Here is a 15,974-nt window from a genome sequence, read left to right on the forward strand (position 1 = left end):
ATCATTCTCCTCAAAGACTCTATTATATTCACCCGTTCAAGACCACAATTCTTGGAATGAGGAAAAACTCTTTTTTAGTCTTATTGTATCTCGCTTTATTCACGCTTTATTCTTCGAATGAGCTGACTTCCCAAACTCTAGAATACACCAACGAAACAGCTTACCTCACGGAAATCCTGTCCCATACCTCAAAGAACGGTGGCAAGGATGTTCACTTCATAGGCTGGTTTTTAAATACTTCGACTCTTGCAATCGGTGAAAAGCACAGTCTAAACCTTGGTTTGATGATGACCCATGGCGGAGAACCTTCCGCCAATATTGTTGGCGATCTTCAAACCTTTTCCAATCTAGAGGCAGGTTCCCTTTATGGGCTCTATGAAATGTATTACCAATACCAAGCCGATGACTTCTGGATCAAGTTTGGTCAGCAAGATTTGAATACGGACTTCCTAGTTTCAGAAAATGCACTCTTATTTACTCATAGCTCCTTTGGAATTGATCCTGTAGCCACCATCAATATGCCAGCACCAACTTACCCCGTAACGAGCGTTGCATTAACTACTGGTATTAATCTTAGTGAAAAATTGAAATTGAAACTTGGCATATTCGATGGGCAATTTGCCATTCCAAGAGATAACTTTTTGACGGTTAACTGGAACATCCCAAGGGATGAAGGATTGCTATATATTATAGAACCAGAATTTAAAATGTTCAATGGCAGACTTATTCAGAAAGTAGGTTACTTCTGCCATTCAGGTCAGTTTGTAGATAAAGAAACACAAAACATCTCACGTGGCCTTTCCGCTTACTATCTAGTTTCAGACCTATTACTAGCCAAAAAGGAAGAAAAAACCACCAACCTATTCCTGCAATTCAATACCAGTACAAAATCGGTCAGTGATTTGAATTATTACTATGGTATTGGCCTACGACTCACCAACCATTTAAGAGGCAAACCAAATGAAATTGGTTTAGCACTTGGTCATGCGGTACTTAATGATCAGTTCGCAAGTGTAAGAAATGAATACAATTTAAAAAGCGAGTCAATAATAGAGTTCAACTATAAACAAGAAATATCAGACTGGCTCAGTTTACAACCGTACTTCCAATGGATCGGGATGAACCAAATCACTAACAACCAGAAAAACCCTATCATCGTTGCCCTTAGGGCATATATTGAGTTCTGAAGCAAATTATGACATGCCAATGAATTGGGCAGATAGTCAACATTATTATTTCAAATCTAATCCCTATTTTTACGACCGAAATTAAGACGAACAAACTATGTCACATAACCTACTCAAAGGAAAAAGAGGAATCATTTTTGGTGCATTAGACGAACGTTCCATAGCATGGAAAGTAGCTCAAGTTGCCAAAGCCGAAGGTGCTGCTTTCACACTGACTAACGCACCAATTGCCATGCGCATGGGAGCTATCAATCAGTTGGCTGAAGAGTGCGGTGCTGAAATAATCCCAGCAGACGCTACTTCAGTAGAAGACCTTGAGAACCTTTTCACCAAATCAATGGAAATTCTTGGTGGTAAAATAGATTTTGTACTTCACTCAATTGGCATGAGTCCAAACGTTCGTAAAGGACGAGATTATGGCGATTTGAACTATGACTGGCTTCAAAAAACCTTGGATGTTTCTGCTATATCATTCCATAAAGTGATGCAGACTGCAGAGAAACTGGATGCTATGAACGAATGGGGTTCTATCATGGCCCTATCTTATATCGCGGCACAGAGAACGTTCCCTGACTACTCAGACATGGCGCATGCCAAGTCAATGCTTGAGTCTATTGCCAGAAGCTATGGAGAAAGATTCGCGAGACTTAAAAATGTTCGTGTGAATACCATTTCTCAGTCTCCGACTATGACCACTGCCGGAACTGGTGTTGGTGGTTTTGATGTCTTCTTTGACTATGCGGACAAGATGTCTCCACTCGGTAATGCGAGCGCTGAAGACTGTGCAAACTATACTGTGATGTTCTTCTCGGACTTTACTCGTATGGTTACCATGCAAAACTTAATGCACGATGGTGGTTTCTCTTCTTCTGGAATTACTGATGCACTGATAGATCAATTGAAGAAAGACTAATTTAATCAGACGCCATTCTGAGGGCAGAGAACAATCACTGCATCGTTCTTAGAATGGCGTTTTTCATAATGATTACCTTCCCAAATGCCAAGATAAATCTAGGCTTGCAAATCACAGGCAGGCTATCCAATGGCTACCACACCATTAATACCGGCATTTATCCCATCCCACTTCGCGATGTACTCGAAGCCATTCCCTCGAAAAAGACTTCTTTCGAATCAAGTGGCACCACCATTCCCGGTAACCCAAAGGACAACCTAATTCTTAAGGCATACAAACTGCTGAAAAAGGACTACCACCTACCGGAACTGACGATTCATCTTCTGAAGAGCATTCCTATGGGTGCAGGGCTGGGCGGTGGTTCAGCTGATGCCTCCTTCATGCTTAACATGCTCAATGAAGAATTCCAGCTTTTCTTGGATGACTCTATTCTAGAAGAATATGCCGCTCAACTTGGCAGTGATTGTCCATTCTTCATTAGAAATCAACCTGCAATTGCTACTGGAACTGGTACGGATGTTCAACCAATAGACCTAGATTTAAGTGGATATCACCTGTTGGTCTTAAACCCGGGAATACACATCTCTACCAAGGATGCCTATGCCGGCACCAGCCCAGCACCACCTTCCTACGATCTAAAAAGCACAATCGAGTCTAAAGATTTTGACTTTTGGAAGAAAACCTTAGCCAACGACTTTGAGAAATCGGTCTTTCAGCAATACCCAGAACTAGGCGGAATAAAAGCCAAATTATACGATTCAGGAGCTTTATATGCTGCTATGAGTGGGTCAGGTTCAACGCTTTTTGGTATATTTAGTAGACCTGCTGACGCAACTGACTTTGAAGAGACTGCGAACTTTATTAAAGCAATGCCTTTATAGGCTATCCCTATGGAGCACACTTCTCGTGCTATCAGTTACTTCATTATTGGCGCAAGAGAGAATCAAAATATATGATGCACAGGTCGGCCAACGTATTCTAGTCTATGCTGACAACCCCGACTTGTTTCCATATACAATACGACTGCAAATAGACCAAACTGGCTTAGATACTAATAAGCCCATGCCTGAATTCGTGGTCCTACCTGGCAATGAGAAGCGCTTTGTCATAGCCACCTTTTATATAAAGAGAAACATCCCCTGGAAAGTCAATTATAAGTTCCAGTATATGGAAGGCGATGCCAATGCTGTCCACAATGATGATTATGTATATCAGTTACCATTTAAAGAAGGGAGGTACATGATGTCACAAGGTTATAACGGTCCATCGACTCATCAGGGTGTCAATGCCCTTGACTTCACGATGCCCGAGGGTGAAATAATTGTTGCAGCCCGTAATGGCAAAGTTGTAATGGTAAAAGAAGACTCTGATCGAGGTTGTCCATCCGATGATTGTTTAACAGATGGCAACTTTGTAAGAATCCTGCATGATGATGGGACTATTGCGGAGTATCACCACCTACAACTCAATGGAGCCATTGTTAAGCTTGGAGATATAGTAGAGCAAGGACAAGAAATTGGGAAATGTGGTGATACTGGTTATGCTACAGGCCCTCACCTACACTTTACAGTGTTCAAAACGGATGGTATCAGACAAATTACCATAAAGACAAAGTTCAAATACCAACATAATAAGATTGGCTTCCTTAAGCCTGGAATGATGTATTCGGCCTTTTAATCAATGTATAACTTTTCTCATCTCCACTCGCTTTTGATACTTCCTTATCATTGGATAAGAGAAAACCGCGACCATTATGATAAGCGTACCTAGGTAGAAACCATTGCTCATTTGCTCACTCTCTCCATAAATAAGCAAGGCCATCAATATGCCATACACTGGTTCCATATTAATGGCCAAGTTTACTGCGAAAGCCGAAATTCTTTTCATCAACTCTACTGATGCAGAGAAAGCGTAAACCGTACAAACCACAGATAGAAGAATAAGGAATCCCCAATCTTCAAGTCCCGCTGGAACTGCATAACTGGCAGCCTCTTCTAGGAATACAACTTTGTAAATAGGGATGAAAATGACGGTAAACAAACAAGCTGCCAACATCTCATAGAAAGTTATGCCATAATGAGAGTGCTTTTTAGCAAACCCCGCATTCAGTACCGAAAAGGTAGCAGATAGCATGGCAGACGCTATTGCCAGTGAAAAGCCCAATACATTGTCCAACTCAAAGCTAAATACAACGTAAAGGCCTCCGATCACTATTAGACCTAATAGAACCTCTATTGCATTTACCGATCGTTTAGTAAAAATTGGTTCAATAAGACTGGTCCAAAAAGTTGTGGTCGCCATTCCGGCCAAGCATACGGAAACGTTAGATATTCTTGCAGATTCAAAGAACAAAAACCAATGAGCTGCAATCACCAATCCAGTGAGAAAAAACCTAATCAAAACTTTGGGGGGATATCTCAACGGATCTTTCCTAAAGTGCATATAGATGCCAACAACGATAGCCGCAATCCCAGTACGGTACATTACCACATCGGCAGTCGATATACTCAGTTCTTTTCCAATAATGGCAGTGAAGCCCCACAAAAACACAATGAAGTGAAGCTTAACAAAGTCTTTAAATGTGGCTGTCATTATTTGGGTACGAAGCGATATAACAAGACGCCTAAGATAGAGAATACTATGTTAGGCAACCAGATAGCCAAAACCGGATTCATTGACCCTGTTTCCGCATTACTCTTTGCTGCAATAAAGACCAGGATGTAGATGAAGGCAATGAAAAATCCCAGAGCTATCTGGAAACCAACTCCTCCCCTTGTCTTTCGAGAAGAGAGTATTACCCCTATAAACGTCAGAATGATTGCCGTAAATGGTGACATATACCGTACGAGCTTTTCGATCTCATAAATGGCGATATTATCAGCGCCTTTCATCTTAAGTTCATCGATATATTCATCTAGTTCGTTGATTGTCAATGTCTGCTCAAAGCTCTTAGTATTGCCAAAGTCCGCTGGCGTCATATTGATTTGAATGACAGTATCCTTGATGTTTTCATATTTATAGCTCTCTTTAGGACCATCGAACTCTCGCAAGCTCCAGTCTTTCAACTTCCAGCCCATACTCAATGTATCCCATGTAGCATCTCGTGCAGTCAACTTCCATAGGACTTGCTTGTCTTGTATTTCTTCAAGTGTAAATCGAAAACCTATATCTCTTCGGTTGTCATAAGATGCTACGTAGACATACTTTGTTGGCGAGACCTTAAAATGCACATCACGGTCGCTAAAGTTGAATTCCTTATCGAAGTACTTAATCTCAAAAGCAACTCTGAACTTGTTTGCATCAGGAATAATCCATCCTGTAAAGACAAAACTTACCAAGGCAATGATCAACGATCCAATGAAGAATGGTTTGAGCATCCTGGGATAGCTCACACCCCCACTCAGAATAGCAATAATCTCGGTGTGACTCGCCAATTTCGAAGTGACAAAAACAGTAGCAATAAACACTGTAATTGGTGTTATCAAGTTTGCGATGTAAGGCGCGTAAGAAAGAAAGTATTGCAGGACAAGGCTTGCAGGAACATTGTTCTTAATAAAGCTCTCATTCCTTTCAGAAAAAGTAATGATCAGTACTATGGCCACCAGAATGGCCACCACGAAGATAAAGGTGGTTAAGAATTTTTTGAGGATATATCTGTCTAAGATCCTCATCACAACCTAGTCACCAACTTTTTAACCATGACGTTCTTCCAATCAATAAACGTGCCTGCCTGTATATGTTTTCTAGCTTCTTTTACCAGCCAAAGGTAAAATGTCAAATTATGGATACTGGCTATTTGGGCAGCAAGTATCTCCTTACTATGCGTAAGGTGTCTTAAATAGGCCTTGGTATAGAAACTGTCTACATAACCATCTAGATTGGGATCTACTGGAGAAAAATCATCTTTCCACTTCTCGTTTCTAATGTTGATGATCCCTTCTGAAGTAAACAAAAGACCATGACGAGCATTTCTTGTCGGCATTACGCAATCGAACATATCAACACCCAAAGCTATGCATTCGAGAATATTCTCAGGTGTTCCAACTCCCATCAGATACCTCGGTTTATCCTTTGGTAGAATATCACAAACTACTTCTGTTTGCTCATAAAGCATCTCATGAGGCTCTCCTACTGACAAACCACCAATTGCATTGCCCTCTCTACCAAAAGACGCTATGGTCTCAGCAGACTTTTGTCTGAGGTCCTTGTAGGTACTCCCCTGAACAATCGGAAAGAGGGTCTGACTATAGCCATATTTTCCTTCCGTTTCATCAAAACGATCACAGCAGCGCTTTAACCATCTATGTGTCATTTCCATAGAGGTTCTCGCATAACCATACTCACATGGGTATGGAGTACACTCATCGAAGGCCATGATTATATCTGCACCTATAGTTCTCTGAATATCAATAGCGTATTCTGGAGTGAAAGTATGTTTAGAACCGTCAATATGTGATTTGAATGTTACTCCTTCTTCTTTGATTTTTCGAGTATTGGCAAGTGAATACACTTGATATCCCCCTGAATCAGTTAACAATGGTCTATCCCAACCATTGAACTTATGAAGACCTCCGGCCTTTTCTATAATTTCTAAGCCAGGTCGAAGGTATAGATGATAAGTATTTCCAAGAATGATTTCAGCCTTTACATCCTCCTTAAGTTCTCGCTGGTGTACAGCTTTTACCGTCCCTGCGGTTCCAACAGGCATAAAAATAGGAGTCTCAACTACACCGTGGTCTGTTGTGATGGTTCCAGCTCTAGCTTTTGATCCCTTATCCTCTACTTCTAACTTAAAGTCCATTCGCACATTTTGACGGCACAAAAATAGCAGTATTGGTCAATTCTTGTTTCTTTGAAACTTATTCTTTCCCCAATGACGGAGATCATACTAGTACTTTTTTTACTCTGCATGGTGGTGCAAATTCTATTTCACCAAATGGTATTCGGGAAACTCCTCTCTCCCATTTCAGAAGAAATAAAATCCACTCAAGTACCTAGCGTCTCCATAATTATCGCTGCAAGAAATGAATCAAAAAATCTAGAAGGTCTGATTGCTGCTATGAAAGACCAGGACCATCCAAACTTTGAAGTTATCATTGTAAACGATAGGTCTGATGATAATTCTGAGTCTGTAATTAATAAGGCCATATTGAACTTAGATGACTTTCAACAGGTCATAATTAATGCCCTGCCTGATGGGTGGACTGGAAAGAAATATGCCTTAAGTCAAGGCATTCAAAGAGCCAGTAATGAAATTTTGCTTTTCACAGATGCAGATTGTCTGCCCAAATCCAAACAGTGGGGCACTATTATGGCAAGAGCATTTAATGAGTCAATAGACATCGTTCTTGGCTACTCTCCCTATCAAGAAGGGAAAAGCCTTCTTAATCATTTTATTCAATTCGAGACCTTACTTACCGGACTACAATATCTGGGATTTTCAGCAATAAGGAGGCCCTATATGGGTGTAGGGAGAAATTGGGCCATTAGAAGAACTGCTTATGACCTTAACTACTTGAAGTCAATGGCCCATGTCACTGGAGGTGATGATGACTTAATGATCAATCGCTTAGCCACAAAAGAAAACACAGCCAATCTTACTATCCCTTCAAGTCAGACTATCTCGATTCCTGAGCGCTCATGGTCTCAATATTTCAAACAAAAAACACGTCACTTATCAGTTGGTGTCCACTATCATAAAAAAGACAAAACGCTTTTAGGGGTTTTTACGTTAACTTTTCTGTTCGGATGGATATTCTTTTTCTCGTTGTTGGTAAGTACAATTAATCCTTATTTGATTTTGGCAGCCTTTGGTCTAAGGAGCTTGTCATTTTATAGTATATTTGCCCGCGTTGGTCAAAAATTCGGGTCCCCCATTAAATTTTGGGCACTTCCTGTATTAGATCTTTGTTATAGCATTTACTATCCTGTTGTGAGCCTCCGAGCGCTATCAACTAAAAGTATTAAATGGAAGTAGGTAAACAGTTTTCTGACAAGGCACTTCAAGATTTTCGCCTGATAGACTCTGCCGTAAGCGGACAGGATCAGCAAGCATATGCTGATCTTATGCAACGGTATAAGAAGCCCGTCTATCACATGATATTGAAAATGGTCAGAAACGTTGATGACGCGGAAGATTTGACCATCGAAGCCTTTGCTAAAGCTTTTAAAAACCTTCATAAGTTCAAGAAGGATTTTACTTTCAGTACATGGTTATTTAGGATTGCTACCAACAATACGATTGACTTTATCAGGAAAAAGAGATTAGACACTATGAGTCTAGACACCTCATTTAAAGATGATAATGGTGATTCGGTAACAATTGACGTAGCTGATAGAAATCTGAACCCACAAGAAGAAGCGATCAAGAGTCAAAAGATAGAACTTGTCCGAATGTTCGTTACGAAGCTCCCTGCAAAGTATCAACGCTTAGTTAAACTCAGATACTTTGATGAGTTAAGCTATGATGAGATTGCTAAAGAGCTAGAAGCACCTTTAGGAACTGTGAAAGCACAGCTACATCGTGCTCGTGAGCTTATGTATGACCTTGTCAAAAGCAAAAAAGATCATATCTAAACTTAAGGTCAGGTTTAGTTTTCAAATCAATCATTTTCTCAAGACATGGAGATAATCCTGAAATACTTTCCTGAGCTAACGGATAAACAGAAAAACCAGTTTTCCCAATTACAATCACTTTATGCTGACTGGAATGACAAGATCAACGTAATCTCTCGAAAGGATATCGAAAATATTTCGGAACGTCATGTCTTGCACTCTTTGGGAATCGCCAAAGTCATTAGCTTTAAAAAGGGCACTTCAATACTGGATGTGGGTACTGGTGGTGGGTTTCCTGGTATTCCTCTAGCCATTCTTTTCCCAGAAAGCAATTTTCACTTGGTAGACTCTATTGGTAAAAAAATCAAGGTGGTTAATGCCGTCAGTGAAAGCCTTGGTTTGACGAACGTTATTGGTGAACATAAACGGGCAGAGCAAATTACGGAACAATATGACTTTGTAATCAGTCGTGCGGTTACTCGGTTAGTACGCTTCTATCCTTGGATAAAGAAGAATTTCAATCCCAGATCAAGGCATAAATTAAAAAATGGACTGCTTTACTTAAAGGGAGGAGATTTGTTAGAAGAACTTCAAGAATCACGACTCAAAAAAATAGCTACCCATAAATTGAGTAACTATTTTGAAGAAGAATTCTTTGAAACTAAGAAGGTAATCTATCTTCCTGCTCAATAATCCTCATCGGGCTTCTTGGCAGTAAAAACCATAATACAATAAACACCTAAAGCTGTGCCTACCGGGAAGTTAATGAGACTTACCACGCCATAAACAAGAGAAGGAATATTTGCCCATTTCTGACCACTAACCAAGGCTATTCCTAATACCAGTCTTGGGATAAAAAAGAGGACGGTAATTCCCCAAAAGACAGAATTTATAATATCAAAAATGAAGAATACATCGGGGTCTCCACCTGATTCTTCAATTGCTTTGTCTACAAAAAAATCCATAAAAGTATCGAAAAATGCCATTGATAGTAGCCACAAAGCACTAAAGACAATAAATGAAATACCGATTACTTTCTTATGGACTGGGTCGTGAAGATTCATAACGTTGAAATTTGTGAACTTCAAGATAAAAAAAAGCCTCGACTAGCGAGGCTTTTTCATCAGCGGCACAAACCGCTTATTCAAATCTTAGTGACTCTATTGGGTCTAGTTTTGCAGCCCTCTTGGCTGGAACATAACCAGATACGACCCCTACAATTACACAAACAACAAGTCCTACGGTGATCCAAAGCCAAGGAATTACGAATGCACCTCCTAAGAAGTTGGCAATTACATTACCCACAATAATTCCTAGTATGGCCCCTACTATTCCTCCCATTTGGCAAATAACAACTGCTTCAATCAGAAATTGCTGAAGTATCCTTTTTGGTGTAGCTCCTAGGGCCTTTCTAACTCCAATCTCTCGAGTTCTTTCGGTAACAGTTACCATCATTATATTCATCAAGCCAATTGCTGCTCCCAAGAGCGTGACGGCACCAATACTAAATCCAGCCCATCGCATACCATTGGTTATATCATCAAGTGCCTCTGTAACAGAATCGCTTCGTTCTAGTTCGAACGAATCTTCTTCACCTATTTTATCCCCCCTAATCTTACGCATGAAACCCGTAGCTTCACCCATTGCGTAATCAATGTTCTCAGGGTTTGCAATCATTGTGGTAACGCTATAGCGCATTCGTCCACTCCTATCAAGGCGCTTGGCATTTAAGAGAGGGATAATAATGTTTCTATCTTCCTCAGTATCGCCACCAAAGCCTCCTTTCTCTTCAAGTACTCCAATTATACGATAGTTATTACCATAAAATTTGATTGTCTTATTGAGGGGCTCTTCATTCTCTTCGAAAAGTTTTTTGACAACCTCAGTACCGAGAATACATACATAATTACCATACTGTGTTTCAAGAGATGAGAAGTTCCTCCCCTTTTCTATTTCAATCCCTTTAATTATAAAGTAATTTTCATCACCACCGGTAATCGTGACATTCGGATTGGTTTTCTTCTCTTCGTATTTAACCTCAGCACTTCCACTGGCCCTCGTAAAAATTGTGGTGGTGGATGGATAATCAAAGTCATTTTTGAAGCGCATTGCATCATCAAACTTTATGGGTTCAAAAGACTTAGACCTTCGACCATTCCTATTACCTCGAACGAATTTAGAGTTTACGTCAAAACTGTTTGCTCCTAAATTGGAGAGACTGGCATCGATTTCACTCTTTATCCCATCTACTGCCGTAAGCATTCCTACAAGCGAAGTGATCCCAATTGCAATAACTAAGCCTGTTAGAACAGTCCTCAGAACGTTCGACTTAATCGAATTAATACCCTCGCTAATATTTTGTCCTAAATTCATTGGTCATTTTGAGTTTTAGCTCGTTACAAATGTACCTGACCACTGGTCAGAAATTAGTAACTAATACGTAAATTAAACGATTCCACACTTAAACGGTTTAAAATCCTGTTCATGATGAAGAGAATTCTGCTCCTACTCCTTTTGACTACTGTTACAAGCTTTAGTTATGCTAATAAGATTCTTGTTCCAATGGACCAATCTCAGTCCAATCACATGAAAGCTTATGGCGTAGCCTACTGGGTTCTTAGTCAAGACGAACCAATTGACTGGATGTTAAATTTCAGAGGTGGAAGTTTTTTACTCCCTGCAAGAACGGGCATTCAGAACGAGCTGGTCATTCGGGGAGTATCATACGAATTGATCTCTGATGCCGATGCTGCAAGGTATGCCAGAGAACTTTCATCACCTTCCACGAACATGGATATGATGCGGTTAGAAAAGGTACCCAAAATCGCAGTTTATTCTCCCAAAAGTAAGATGCCATGGGACGATGCCGTAACCTTAGCTCTCTCATATGCCGAAATACCCTATGACGTTGTTTATGATGATGAATTGATGGCAGATGAATTGACAACTTATGATTGGCTTCATCTACACCATGAAGACTTCACAGGACAGTATGGTAAGTTCTATGCCTCATTTAAAAACTACAGTTGGTATATACAGCAACAAAAAGATTATGAGGCTATGGCTAAGAAACATGGCTTTAGAAAAGTCTCACAATTGAAGTTGGCCATTGCCCAAAAGATTCAAACCTTCGTAGCTGGCGGGGGCTTTCTATTTGCCATGTGCTCTGCCACTGACAGTTTTGATATTGCGCTTGCGGCAGCCGGTACTGACTTCATAGAGGCAATGTATGACGGTGACCCTGCTGATCCATCGGCCGAATCTAAATTTGACTTTTCACAAACATTAGCTTTCGAGAATTTTAGAATAAAGAAAGATCCGATGGAATATGAGTTCTCGAACATAGATAATACAGACGCGAGAAGAAGCAGGTCATTAAATGAAGGCAATGATTACTTTAAGCTTTTTCAATTCTCTGCTAAATGGGATCCTATCCCAACTATGCTGACACAAAACCACATCAACTTGGTAAAGGGGTTTTACGGACAAACAACCTCATTCAAAAAATTCACAGTTAAGCCAGATGTTGTGATTATGGGCGAAACCACTGCTGCAGATGAAGCAAAATATATTCACGGTGTATTCGGAAAAGGTTTTTGGACCTTCTATGGAGGGCACGATCCGGAAGACTACAGACATCAAGTTGGAGAGGAACCTACCGATTTGAACCTCTATCCCAATTCACCGGGTTATCGCTTAATCTTGAATAACATCCTGTTCCCTGCTGCTAAGAAGAAAAAGAGAAAAACCTAGTGCATTCTATCCCCTCTTACTTCAAGCGACTGAAGGATTTTGGCTTCTTCTATTAAAAACTCCTTCCAGCGATCTCTCACGTAGTCTTCGGGCATATATTCTTTGGCCAAGCTGATGAAGTTCTTGTAATGGCCAGCTTCTGACACCATAAGTTCGTAGTAGAACTTCTGAAGTTCTTCATCTTCGATCTGCTCATGTAGGAGTTTAAATCTTTCACAGCTTCGTGCTTCGATCAATGCATTCATTAATAGCTTTTCTACAAGCTGAGCTTCTCTGCTACCTCCTTTCTTCAGAATACTCGATAACCTAATCACATATTCGTCCTTACGCATTTTACCTAAAGCCATTCCCCGCTTTCTCAGGTGCTCTATTACACGTTCGAAGTGATTCCATTCTTCAGCCACCACAGGAGTCATCATTTCGACAAGGGACTCCTTTTCCGGGTATTGCACAATCAAAGAAATACATGAGGAAGCAGCTTTTTGTTCACAATAAGCATGATCCACCAAGATGTCCTCAATATTCATCTGAGCAATATTAACCCAGCGCGGATCTGTTGGAAGTTGCAAACCCAACATATTATTCTTGAACTCAGTCTCCATACTGTAAAAGTAAGCCTAGTCTTCTAAATCAGAAATTTTGAACGGTCACATTCTAAAACTGCATTTTTTTTGATAATCCTGAGATAAGCTCCATTTTTACAGCTTCATCGACAACTCAAATACAAAACATGAAAAAACACATTCTATTGGCGTTATTACTGATTGTAACAATCTCGGTAAAGGCCCAAAACGCAGATTCAGTAACCATTGAAAAAAAAGGTTCTTGGGGAGTGAACTTAGCTAATGTTGGTTTGTCCAACTGGGCTGGTGGTGGAGAGAATTCTCTCGCCATTGGAACTGTATTCAATACCTCAGTAACTAGAACCAAAGGGAATGGTACATGGAAGAACCAATTCGATTTTGCCCTTGGTGGAGCAAAGGTAGGAGAGCAAGACTTCAGAAAGACTGACGATAACATCATCTTACTGTCTCAATACAGCAAGGCTATTAATGAGAACCTCTCATGGAGCTTAACTGGTATTCTAAGAACTCAGCTATTGGTCGGTAATACTTTTGAAGATCACCCAACAAATGTAGGTGAGGAAATAGTCACTAAAATTTCAAATTTCATGGCACCAGGTTATCTATCCGTCAACTTAGGAATAGATCACCAAGTAGGTAAGCACTTGAGCATTTCATTTGCTCCTGCAGCTGGTAAATTCACTTTTGTTTCTGATGACGACCTCTCAGCTGTTGGAGCTTACGGTGTAGATATCAATGAGAAGTTCCGTGCAGAATTCGGTACCAACCTTCTAGCCAGCCTTAGCCTTCCTATTATGGAGAACGTTACACTGACCAGTAATGCCAACTTCTTCACACCATATTCTGATACTTTTGGAACCATTGATGTGAACTGGGAAACGTTGCTTGTCATGAAGATTAACAAGTGGTTCAATGCCACATTCGGTACTCAGCTAATCTACGATGCTGACATCTTCTTTGAGCAAGAAACTGGTCCTCCAACAAGAGAATTGCAGTTTAAGCATGTATTAAACTTCGGTGCGAACTTTGCACTATTCACATCAAATTAGTCGTAAAAAGACCATCTAACACCCATATCAAGTGTTTGACGAGTGCCGGTAAACAATGGAGTTATAAAGTAGCCGTCATTTGTCAAACCTTGATTGAAGTGAGCCGACTTGACAAAGAATAAGAAGGTCTTGACCTTAAAGTTCAAGAACAGGTCGATTTTAGCAAACCCATCTTGTTTGAAACTGTTTTGGAGATAGAACTGCTGAGACGTTGGGTCATAGGCTTGGCCAAAATAGCCGCTTCTAAAATGAACATCCATCCCAGTTTGAACAATCATCTTTCCATCAAACAGCACGTTCTTATAAGCTATTTGCGCTAGAGCCATGGTCTCTGGAATGCGAAAGGTACTGGCCGATCCTCCGCTAACATTGTTGTAGTAAATAGAGCTGCTCCAAAACCATTTGTCTGATATTTTCCAATCTAAGTGAAAACCTGGAGCTAATAACACCACATCATCGGTAGCCTGAGCCGCCAATCTGTTTTCATCAAAGTAGGTGTAGTTAGAAATTCGATTAAACTTGACAAAAGGTCTAAAGCTAATATTCCCAGACTTTAACTTGATGGTCCCTTGAAAATTATCAGAGATCTGGTTCTCAAAAGTATTCGTCCATTGACGTTGCTCACCTTCAAAACGTTCGACCAGAAACGATGGCTTATTATTTATACGACTATAGGTGGCATCAAAGAAATCACTAGTAAACCTTCCCTCAGCGAAGTAATTACCTCCCAAAAGGAGTTCGCCTGAGGCCGTAAGAAATATCTTTGGAGTGAGTTGTTGCCTAAGTGTCCCTCCCAGATAGTGCTCGGTTTCGTTCACCTTATTCTCAATTTGAGCAACATCATAAGACAATAGCCGATTCTTATAAAGTAAAGTGTAAGAGAACTTTTTTGTCCTGCCTTTTAGACCGAATTCATTTAAAAGCTCTCTGAACGTAGTCCGTTGAGCAATAGTACCGGAGGTCTCCCCGCCTACAGATTCATAAAGTAATGAATCCGAACCGGTCAAAGTGTACGAATCGTCAAACCTTGTAATTTGTTCTAGGTAATTAAACGTATGATAGACTTGAAATATAGAGTCTAAATCGTATTGCTGATAAATGTGAAAACCTCCCCTTTTATCTTTACTAAAGGCATCATCAAGAATAACGTTGGCATCTTGATAATCGAAAAAAGAAGCATCCGGATTAGAGGTATCTAAGCTAGGATCAATGATCCCTCCCTGTTCAGAAACTTCATGGTTCAGTTGAGTCATGTTAAAAAGCAGCAGGTACTTAGGCAAGCGCTTAGGGCGCAAAAAACCAAAGATATTCCAGTCATTATTCTTTACCTGTCGGTCACCCCTTGTCAGAAAGGCGAGCTGCTTATCCGATCGAATGCTATTAAAATTGAACCCAATATTGAATTGAACACTATCGTTCAAAGCGAAAGTAACATCTGTAACAGCTCTGCCACCACCACCGAAAGCTGCAAAAACATCTGTATAAGGCGACCTTGTATCATAATACTTAATCTGATCGGGAGAGGTATAGAAATCATCGTACACTGAATAACCTGAGGTTCTACCGATGGTCTTTGAAGGCTCAAAGAAAAGAGACCTTCGAGCTGTACCTATATTACCTAAATTTTGAATTAAGTATCCGCTTCTCTCCAGGTCACCAAATCGATGTAGATTGTCTGGAATGGTGTCTGGGGTAACGAATTGAATGTTGTTAAATTTAAAATTCTCTTCAAAGGTGAACCGCGTTGTATGCGCTCCATAGTTACCGGTCTTTTTTTCCCTATCCTCGCGCGCCTTACTTCTGGCAGCTAGAAGTGAATCGGTTTCAGCATTCTGAAAAGAGCTCAGACCACCCACTTGGCCCAATGCCCAAGAACTTAAACTCACCAAACCAACTAATAATAGAATTCCTTTACGCACGGCCAAAAATACAA

General features: G+C 40.3%; 16 protein-coding genes. 9 read left to right on the forward strand and 7 right to left on the reverse strand.

What is annotated here, in order from left to right:
- Positions 1–56: 56 nt before the first annotated feature.
- From J4E76_RS18520 to J4E76_RS18535, 4 genes are all read left to right on the forward strand, one after another.
- Positions 57–1,187 (forward strand): carbohydrate porin, encoded by a 1,131-nt coding sequence (locus J4E76_RS18520; RefSeq protein WP_208506287.1) that lies wholly within the window; start codon positions 57–59, stop codon positions 1,185–1,187.
- Positions 1,188–1,284: 97 nt separating this feature from the next.
- A complete protein-coding gene (locus tag J4E76_RS18525; protein ID WP_208506288.1) occupies positions 1,285–2,100 on the forward strand; it encodes an enoyl-ACP reductase in 816 nt (271 codons plus the stop codon).
- 53 nt (positions 2,101–2,153) lie between these two features.
- Positions 2,154–2,981, forward strand: a complete 828-nt coding sequence (ispE, locus tag J4E76_RS18530; protein WP_370592820.1) for a 4-(cytidine 5'-diphospho)-2-C-methyl-D-erythritol kinase — start codon at positions 2,154–2,156, stop codon at positions 2,979–2,981.
- A 46-nt stretch (positions 2,982–3,027) separates the two neighbouring features.
- Complete coding sequence (locus J4E76_RS18535) at positions 3,028–3,777, forward strand: M23 family metallopeptidase (protein ID WP_208506289.1); 750 nt, start codon at positions 3,028–3,030, stop codon at positions 3,775–3,777.
- Here the strand turns inward: J4E76_RS18535 and J4E76_RS18540 are convergent, their stop codons facing one another.
- From J4E76_RS18540 to tgt, 3 genes are read right to left on the reverse strand one after another with little or no spacing between them, the layout of a single operon-like run.
- Positions 3,778–4,692, reverse strand: a complete 915-nt coding sequence (locus J4E76_RS18540) for a DMT family transporter (RefSeq protein ID WP_208506290.1) — start codon at positions 4,690–4,692, stop codon at positions 3,778–3,780.
- Positions 4,692–5,771: an LptF/LptG family permease gene (locus J4E76_RS18545; RefSeq protein WP_208506291.1), complete on the reverse strand. Its 1,080-nt coding sequence runs from the start codon at positions 5,769–5,771 to the stop codon at positions 4,692–4,694. The genes J4E76_RS18540 and J4E76_RS18545 overlap by 1 nt, the downstream gene beginning before the upstream one ends.
- On the reverse strand, positions 5,771–6,901 hold the full coding sequence (gene tgt, locus J4E76_RS18550; RefSeq protein WP_208506292.1) for a tRNA guanosine(34) transglycosylase Tgt: 1,131 nt from the start codon (positions 6,899–6,901) through the stop codon (positions 5,771–5,773). Before tgt ends, J4E76_RS18545 begins: the two co-directional genes overlap by 1 nt.
- 72 nt (positions 6,902–6,973) lie before the next feature.
- Here tgt and J4E76_RS18555 point away from each other — a divergent pair, with 72 nt between their 5' ends.
- The 3 genes from J4E76_RS18555 to rsmG are packed head-to-tail and all read left to right on the forward strand — an operon-like array spanning position 6,974 to position 9,348.
- Entirely contained in the window at positions 6,974–8,077 is a 1,104-nt protein-coding gene (locus tag J4E76_RS18555) for a glycosyltransferase (protein WP_208506293.1), read from the forward strand.
- Positions 8,068–8,676, forward strand: coding sequence for an RNA polymerase sigma factor (locus J4E76_RS18560; RefSeq protein ID WP_208506294.1), 609 nt, complete (start codon positions 8,068–8,070; stop codon positions 8,674–8,676). The genes J4E76_RS18555 and J4E76_RS18560 overlap by 10 nt, the downstream gene beginning before the upstream one ends.
- Before the next feature lie 45 nt (positions 8,677–8,721).
- A complete protein-coding gene (rsmG, locus tag J4E76_RS18565; RefSeq protein WP_208506295.1) occupies positions 8,722–9,348 on the forward strand; it encodes a 16S rRNA (guanine(527)-N(7))-methyltransferase RsmG in 627 nt (208 codons plus the stop codon).
- Here rsmG and J4E76_RS18570 read toward each other — a convergent pair.
- Together J4E76_RS18570 and J4E76_RS18575 are read right to left on the reverse strand one after the other, a co-directional pair.
- Positions 9,342–9,719, reverse strand: coding sequence for a hypothetical protein (locus J4E76_RS18570; RefSeq protein ID WP_208506296.1), 378 nt, complete (start codon positions 9,717–9,719; stop codon positions 9,342–9,344). The two genes, rsmG and J4E76_RS18570, sit on opposite strands and share 7 nt — an antisense overlap.
- A 76-nt stretch (positions 9,720–9,795) precedes the next feature.
- A complete protein-coding gene (locus J4E76_RS18575; protein ID WP_208506297.1) occupies positions 9,796–11,028 on the reverse strand; it encodes an ABC transporter permease in 1,233 nt (410 codons plus the stop codon).
- A gap of 114 nt (positions 11,029–11,142) precedes the next feature.
- On the opposite strand from J4E76_RS18575, the gene J4E76_RS18580 reads away from it, so the two are divergent.
- A complete protein-coding gene (locus J4E76_RS18580) occupies positions 11,143–12,408 on the forward strand; it encodes an asparagine synthetase B (protein WP_208506403.1) in 1,266 nt (421 codons plus the stop codon).
- Here the strand turns inward: J4E76_RS18580 and J4E76_RS18585 are convergent.
- Complete coding sequence (locus tag J4E76_RS18585; protein WP_236017548.1) at positions 12,405–13,010, reverse strand: tRNA-(ms[2]io[6]A)-hydroxylase; 606 nt, start codon at positions 13,008–13,010, stop codon at positions 12,405–12,407. The two genes, J4E76_RS18580 and J4E76_RS18585, sit on opposite strands and share 4 nt — an antisense overlap.
- Before the next feature lie 128 nt (positions 13,011–13,138).
- Between J4E76_RS18585 and J4E76_RS18590 the strand changes: the two genes are divergently transcribed.
- Positions 13,139–14,041, forward strand: a complete 903-nt coding sequence (locus J4E76_RS18590; protein WP_208506298.1) for a DUF3078 domain-containing protein — start codon at positions 13,139–13,141, stop codon at positions 14,039–14,041.
- Here J4E76_RS18590 and J4E76_RS18595 read toward each other — a convergent pair.
- Positions 14,038–15,960 (reverse strand): putative porin, encoded by a 1,923-nt coding sequence (locus J4E76_RS18595; protein ID WP_370592824.1) that lies wholly within the window; start codon positions 15,958–15,960, stop codon positions 14,038–14,040. The two genes, J4E76_RS18590 and J4E76_RS18595, sit on opposite strands and share 4 nt — an antisense overlap.
- Positions 15,961–15,974: the final 14 nt, after the last annotated feature.

This window comes from Roseivirga sp. E12 (genome assembly GCF_017592825.1).
Taxonomy (GTDB): Bacteria; Bacteroidota; Bacteroidia; order Cytophagales; family Cyclobacteriaceae; genus Roseivirga.

Excerpts from the sequence above, each read along its gene's own strand:
- J4E76_RS18580 (WP_208506403.1), top strand. The coding sequence starts at position 11,143 with ATGAAGAGAATTCTGCTCCTACTCCTTTTGACTACTGTTACAAGCTTT.
- J4E76_RS18520 (WP_208506287.1), top strand. The coding sequence starts at position 57 with ATGAGGAAAAACTCTTTTTTAGTCTTATTGTATCTCGCTTTATTCACG.
- J4E76_RS18545 (WP_208506291.1), bottom strand. The coding sequence starts at position 5,771 with ATGAGGATCTTAGACAGATATATCCTCAAAAAATTCTTAACCACCTTT.
- J4E76_RS18540 (WP_208506290.1), bottom strand. The coding sequence starts at position 4,692 with ATGACAGCCACATTTAAAGACTTTGTTAAGCTTCACTTCATTGTGTTT.
- J4E76_RS18525 (WP_208506288.1), top strand. The coding sequence starts at position 1,285 with ATGTCACATAACCTACTCAAAGGAAAAAGAGGAATCATTTTTGGTGCA.
- ispE (WP_370592820.1), top strand. The coding sequence starts at position 2,154 with ATGGCGTTTTTCATAATGATTACCTTCCCAAATGCCAAGATAAATCTA.
- tgt (WP_208506292.1), bottom strand. The coding sequence starts at position 6,901 with ATGGACTTTAAGTTAGAAGTAGAGGATAAGGGATCAAAAGCTAGAGCT.
- J4E76_RS18570 (WP_208506296.1), bottom strand. The coding sequence starts at position 9,719 with ATGAATCTTCACGACCCAGTCCATAAGAAAGTAATCGGTATTTCATTT.
- J4E76_RS18585 (WP_236017548.1), bottom strand. The coding sequence starts at position 13,010 with ATGGAGACTGAGTTCAAGAATAATATGTTGGGTTTGCAACTTCCAACA.
- J4E76_RS18575 (WP_208506297.1), bottom strand. The coding sequence starts at position 11,028 with ATGAATTTAGGACAAAATATTAGCGAGGGTATTAATTCGATTAAGTCG.
- rsmG (WP_208506295.1), top strand. The coding sequence starts at position 8,722 with ATGGAGATAATCCTGAAATACTTTCCTGAGCTAACGGATAAACAGAAA.
- J4E76_RS18555 (WP_208506293.1), top strand. The coding sequence starts at position 6,974 with ATGACGGAGATCATACTAGTACTTTTTTTACTCTGCATGGTGGTGCAA.
- J4E76_RS18590 (WP_208506298.1), top strand. The coding sequence starts at position 13,139 with ATGAAAAAACACATTCTATTGGCGTTATTACTGATTGTAACAATCTCG.
- J4E76_RS18560 (WP_208506294.1), top strand. The coding sequence starts at position 8,068 with ATGGAAGTAGGTAAACAGTTTTCTGACAAGGCACTTCAAGATTTTCGC.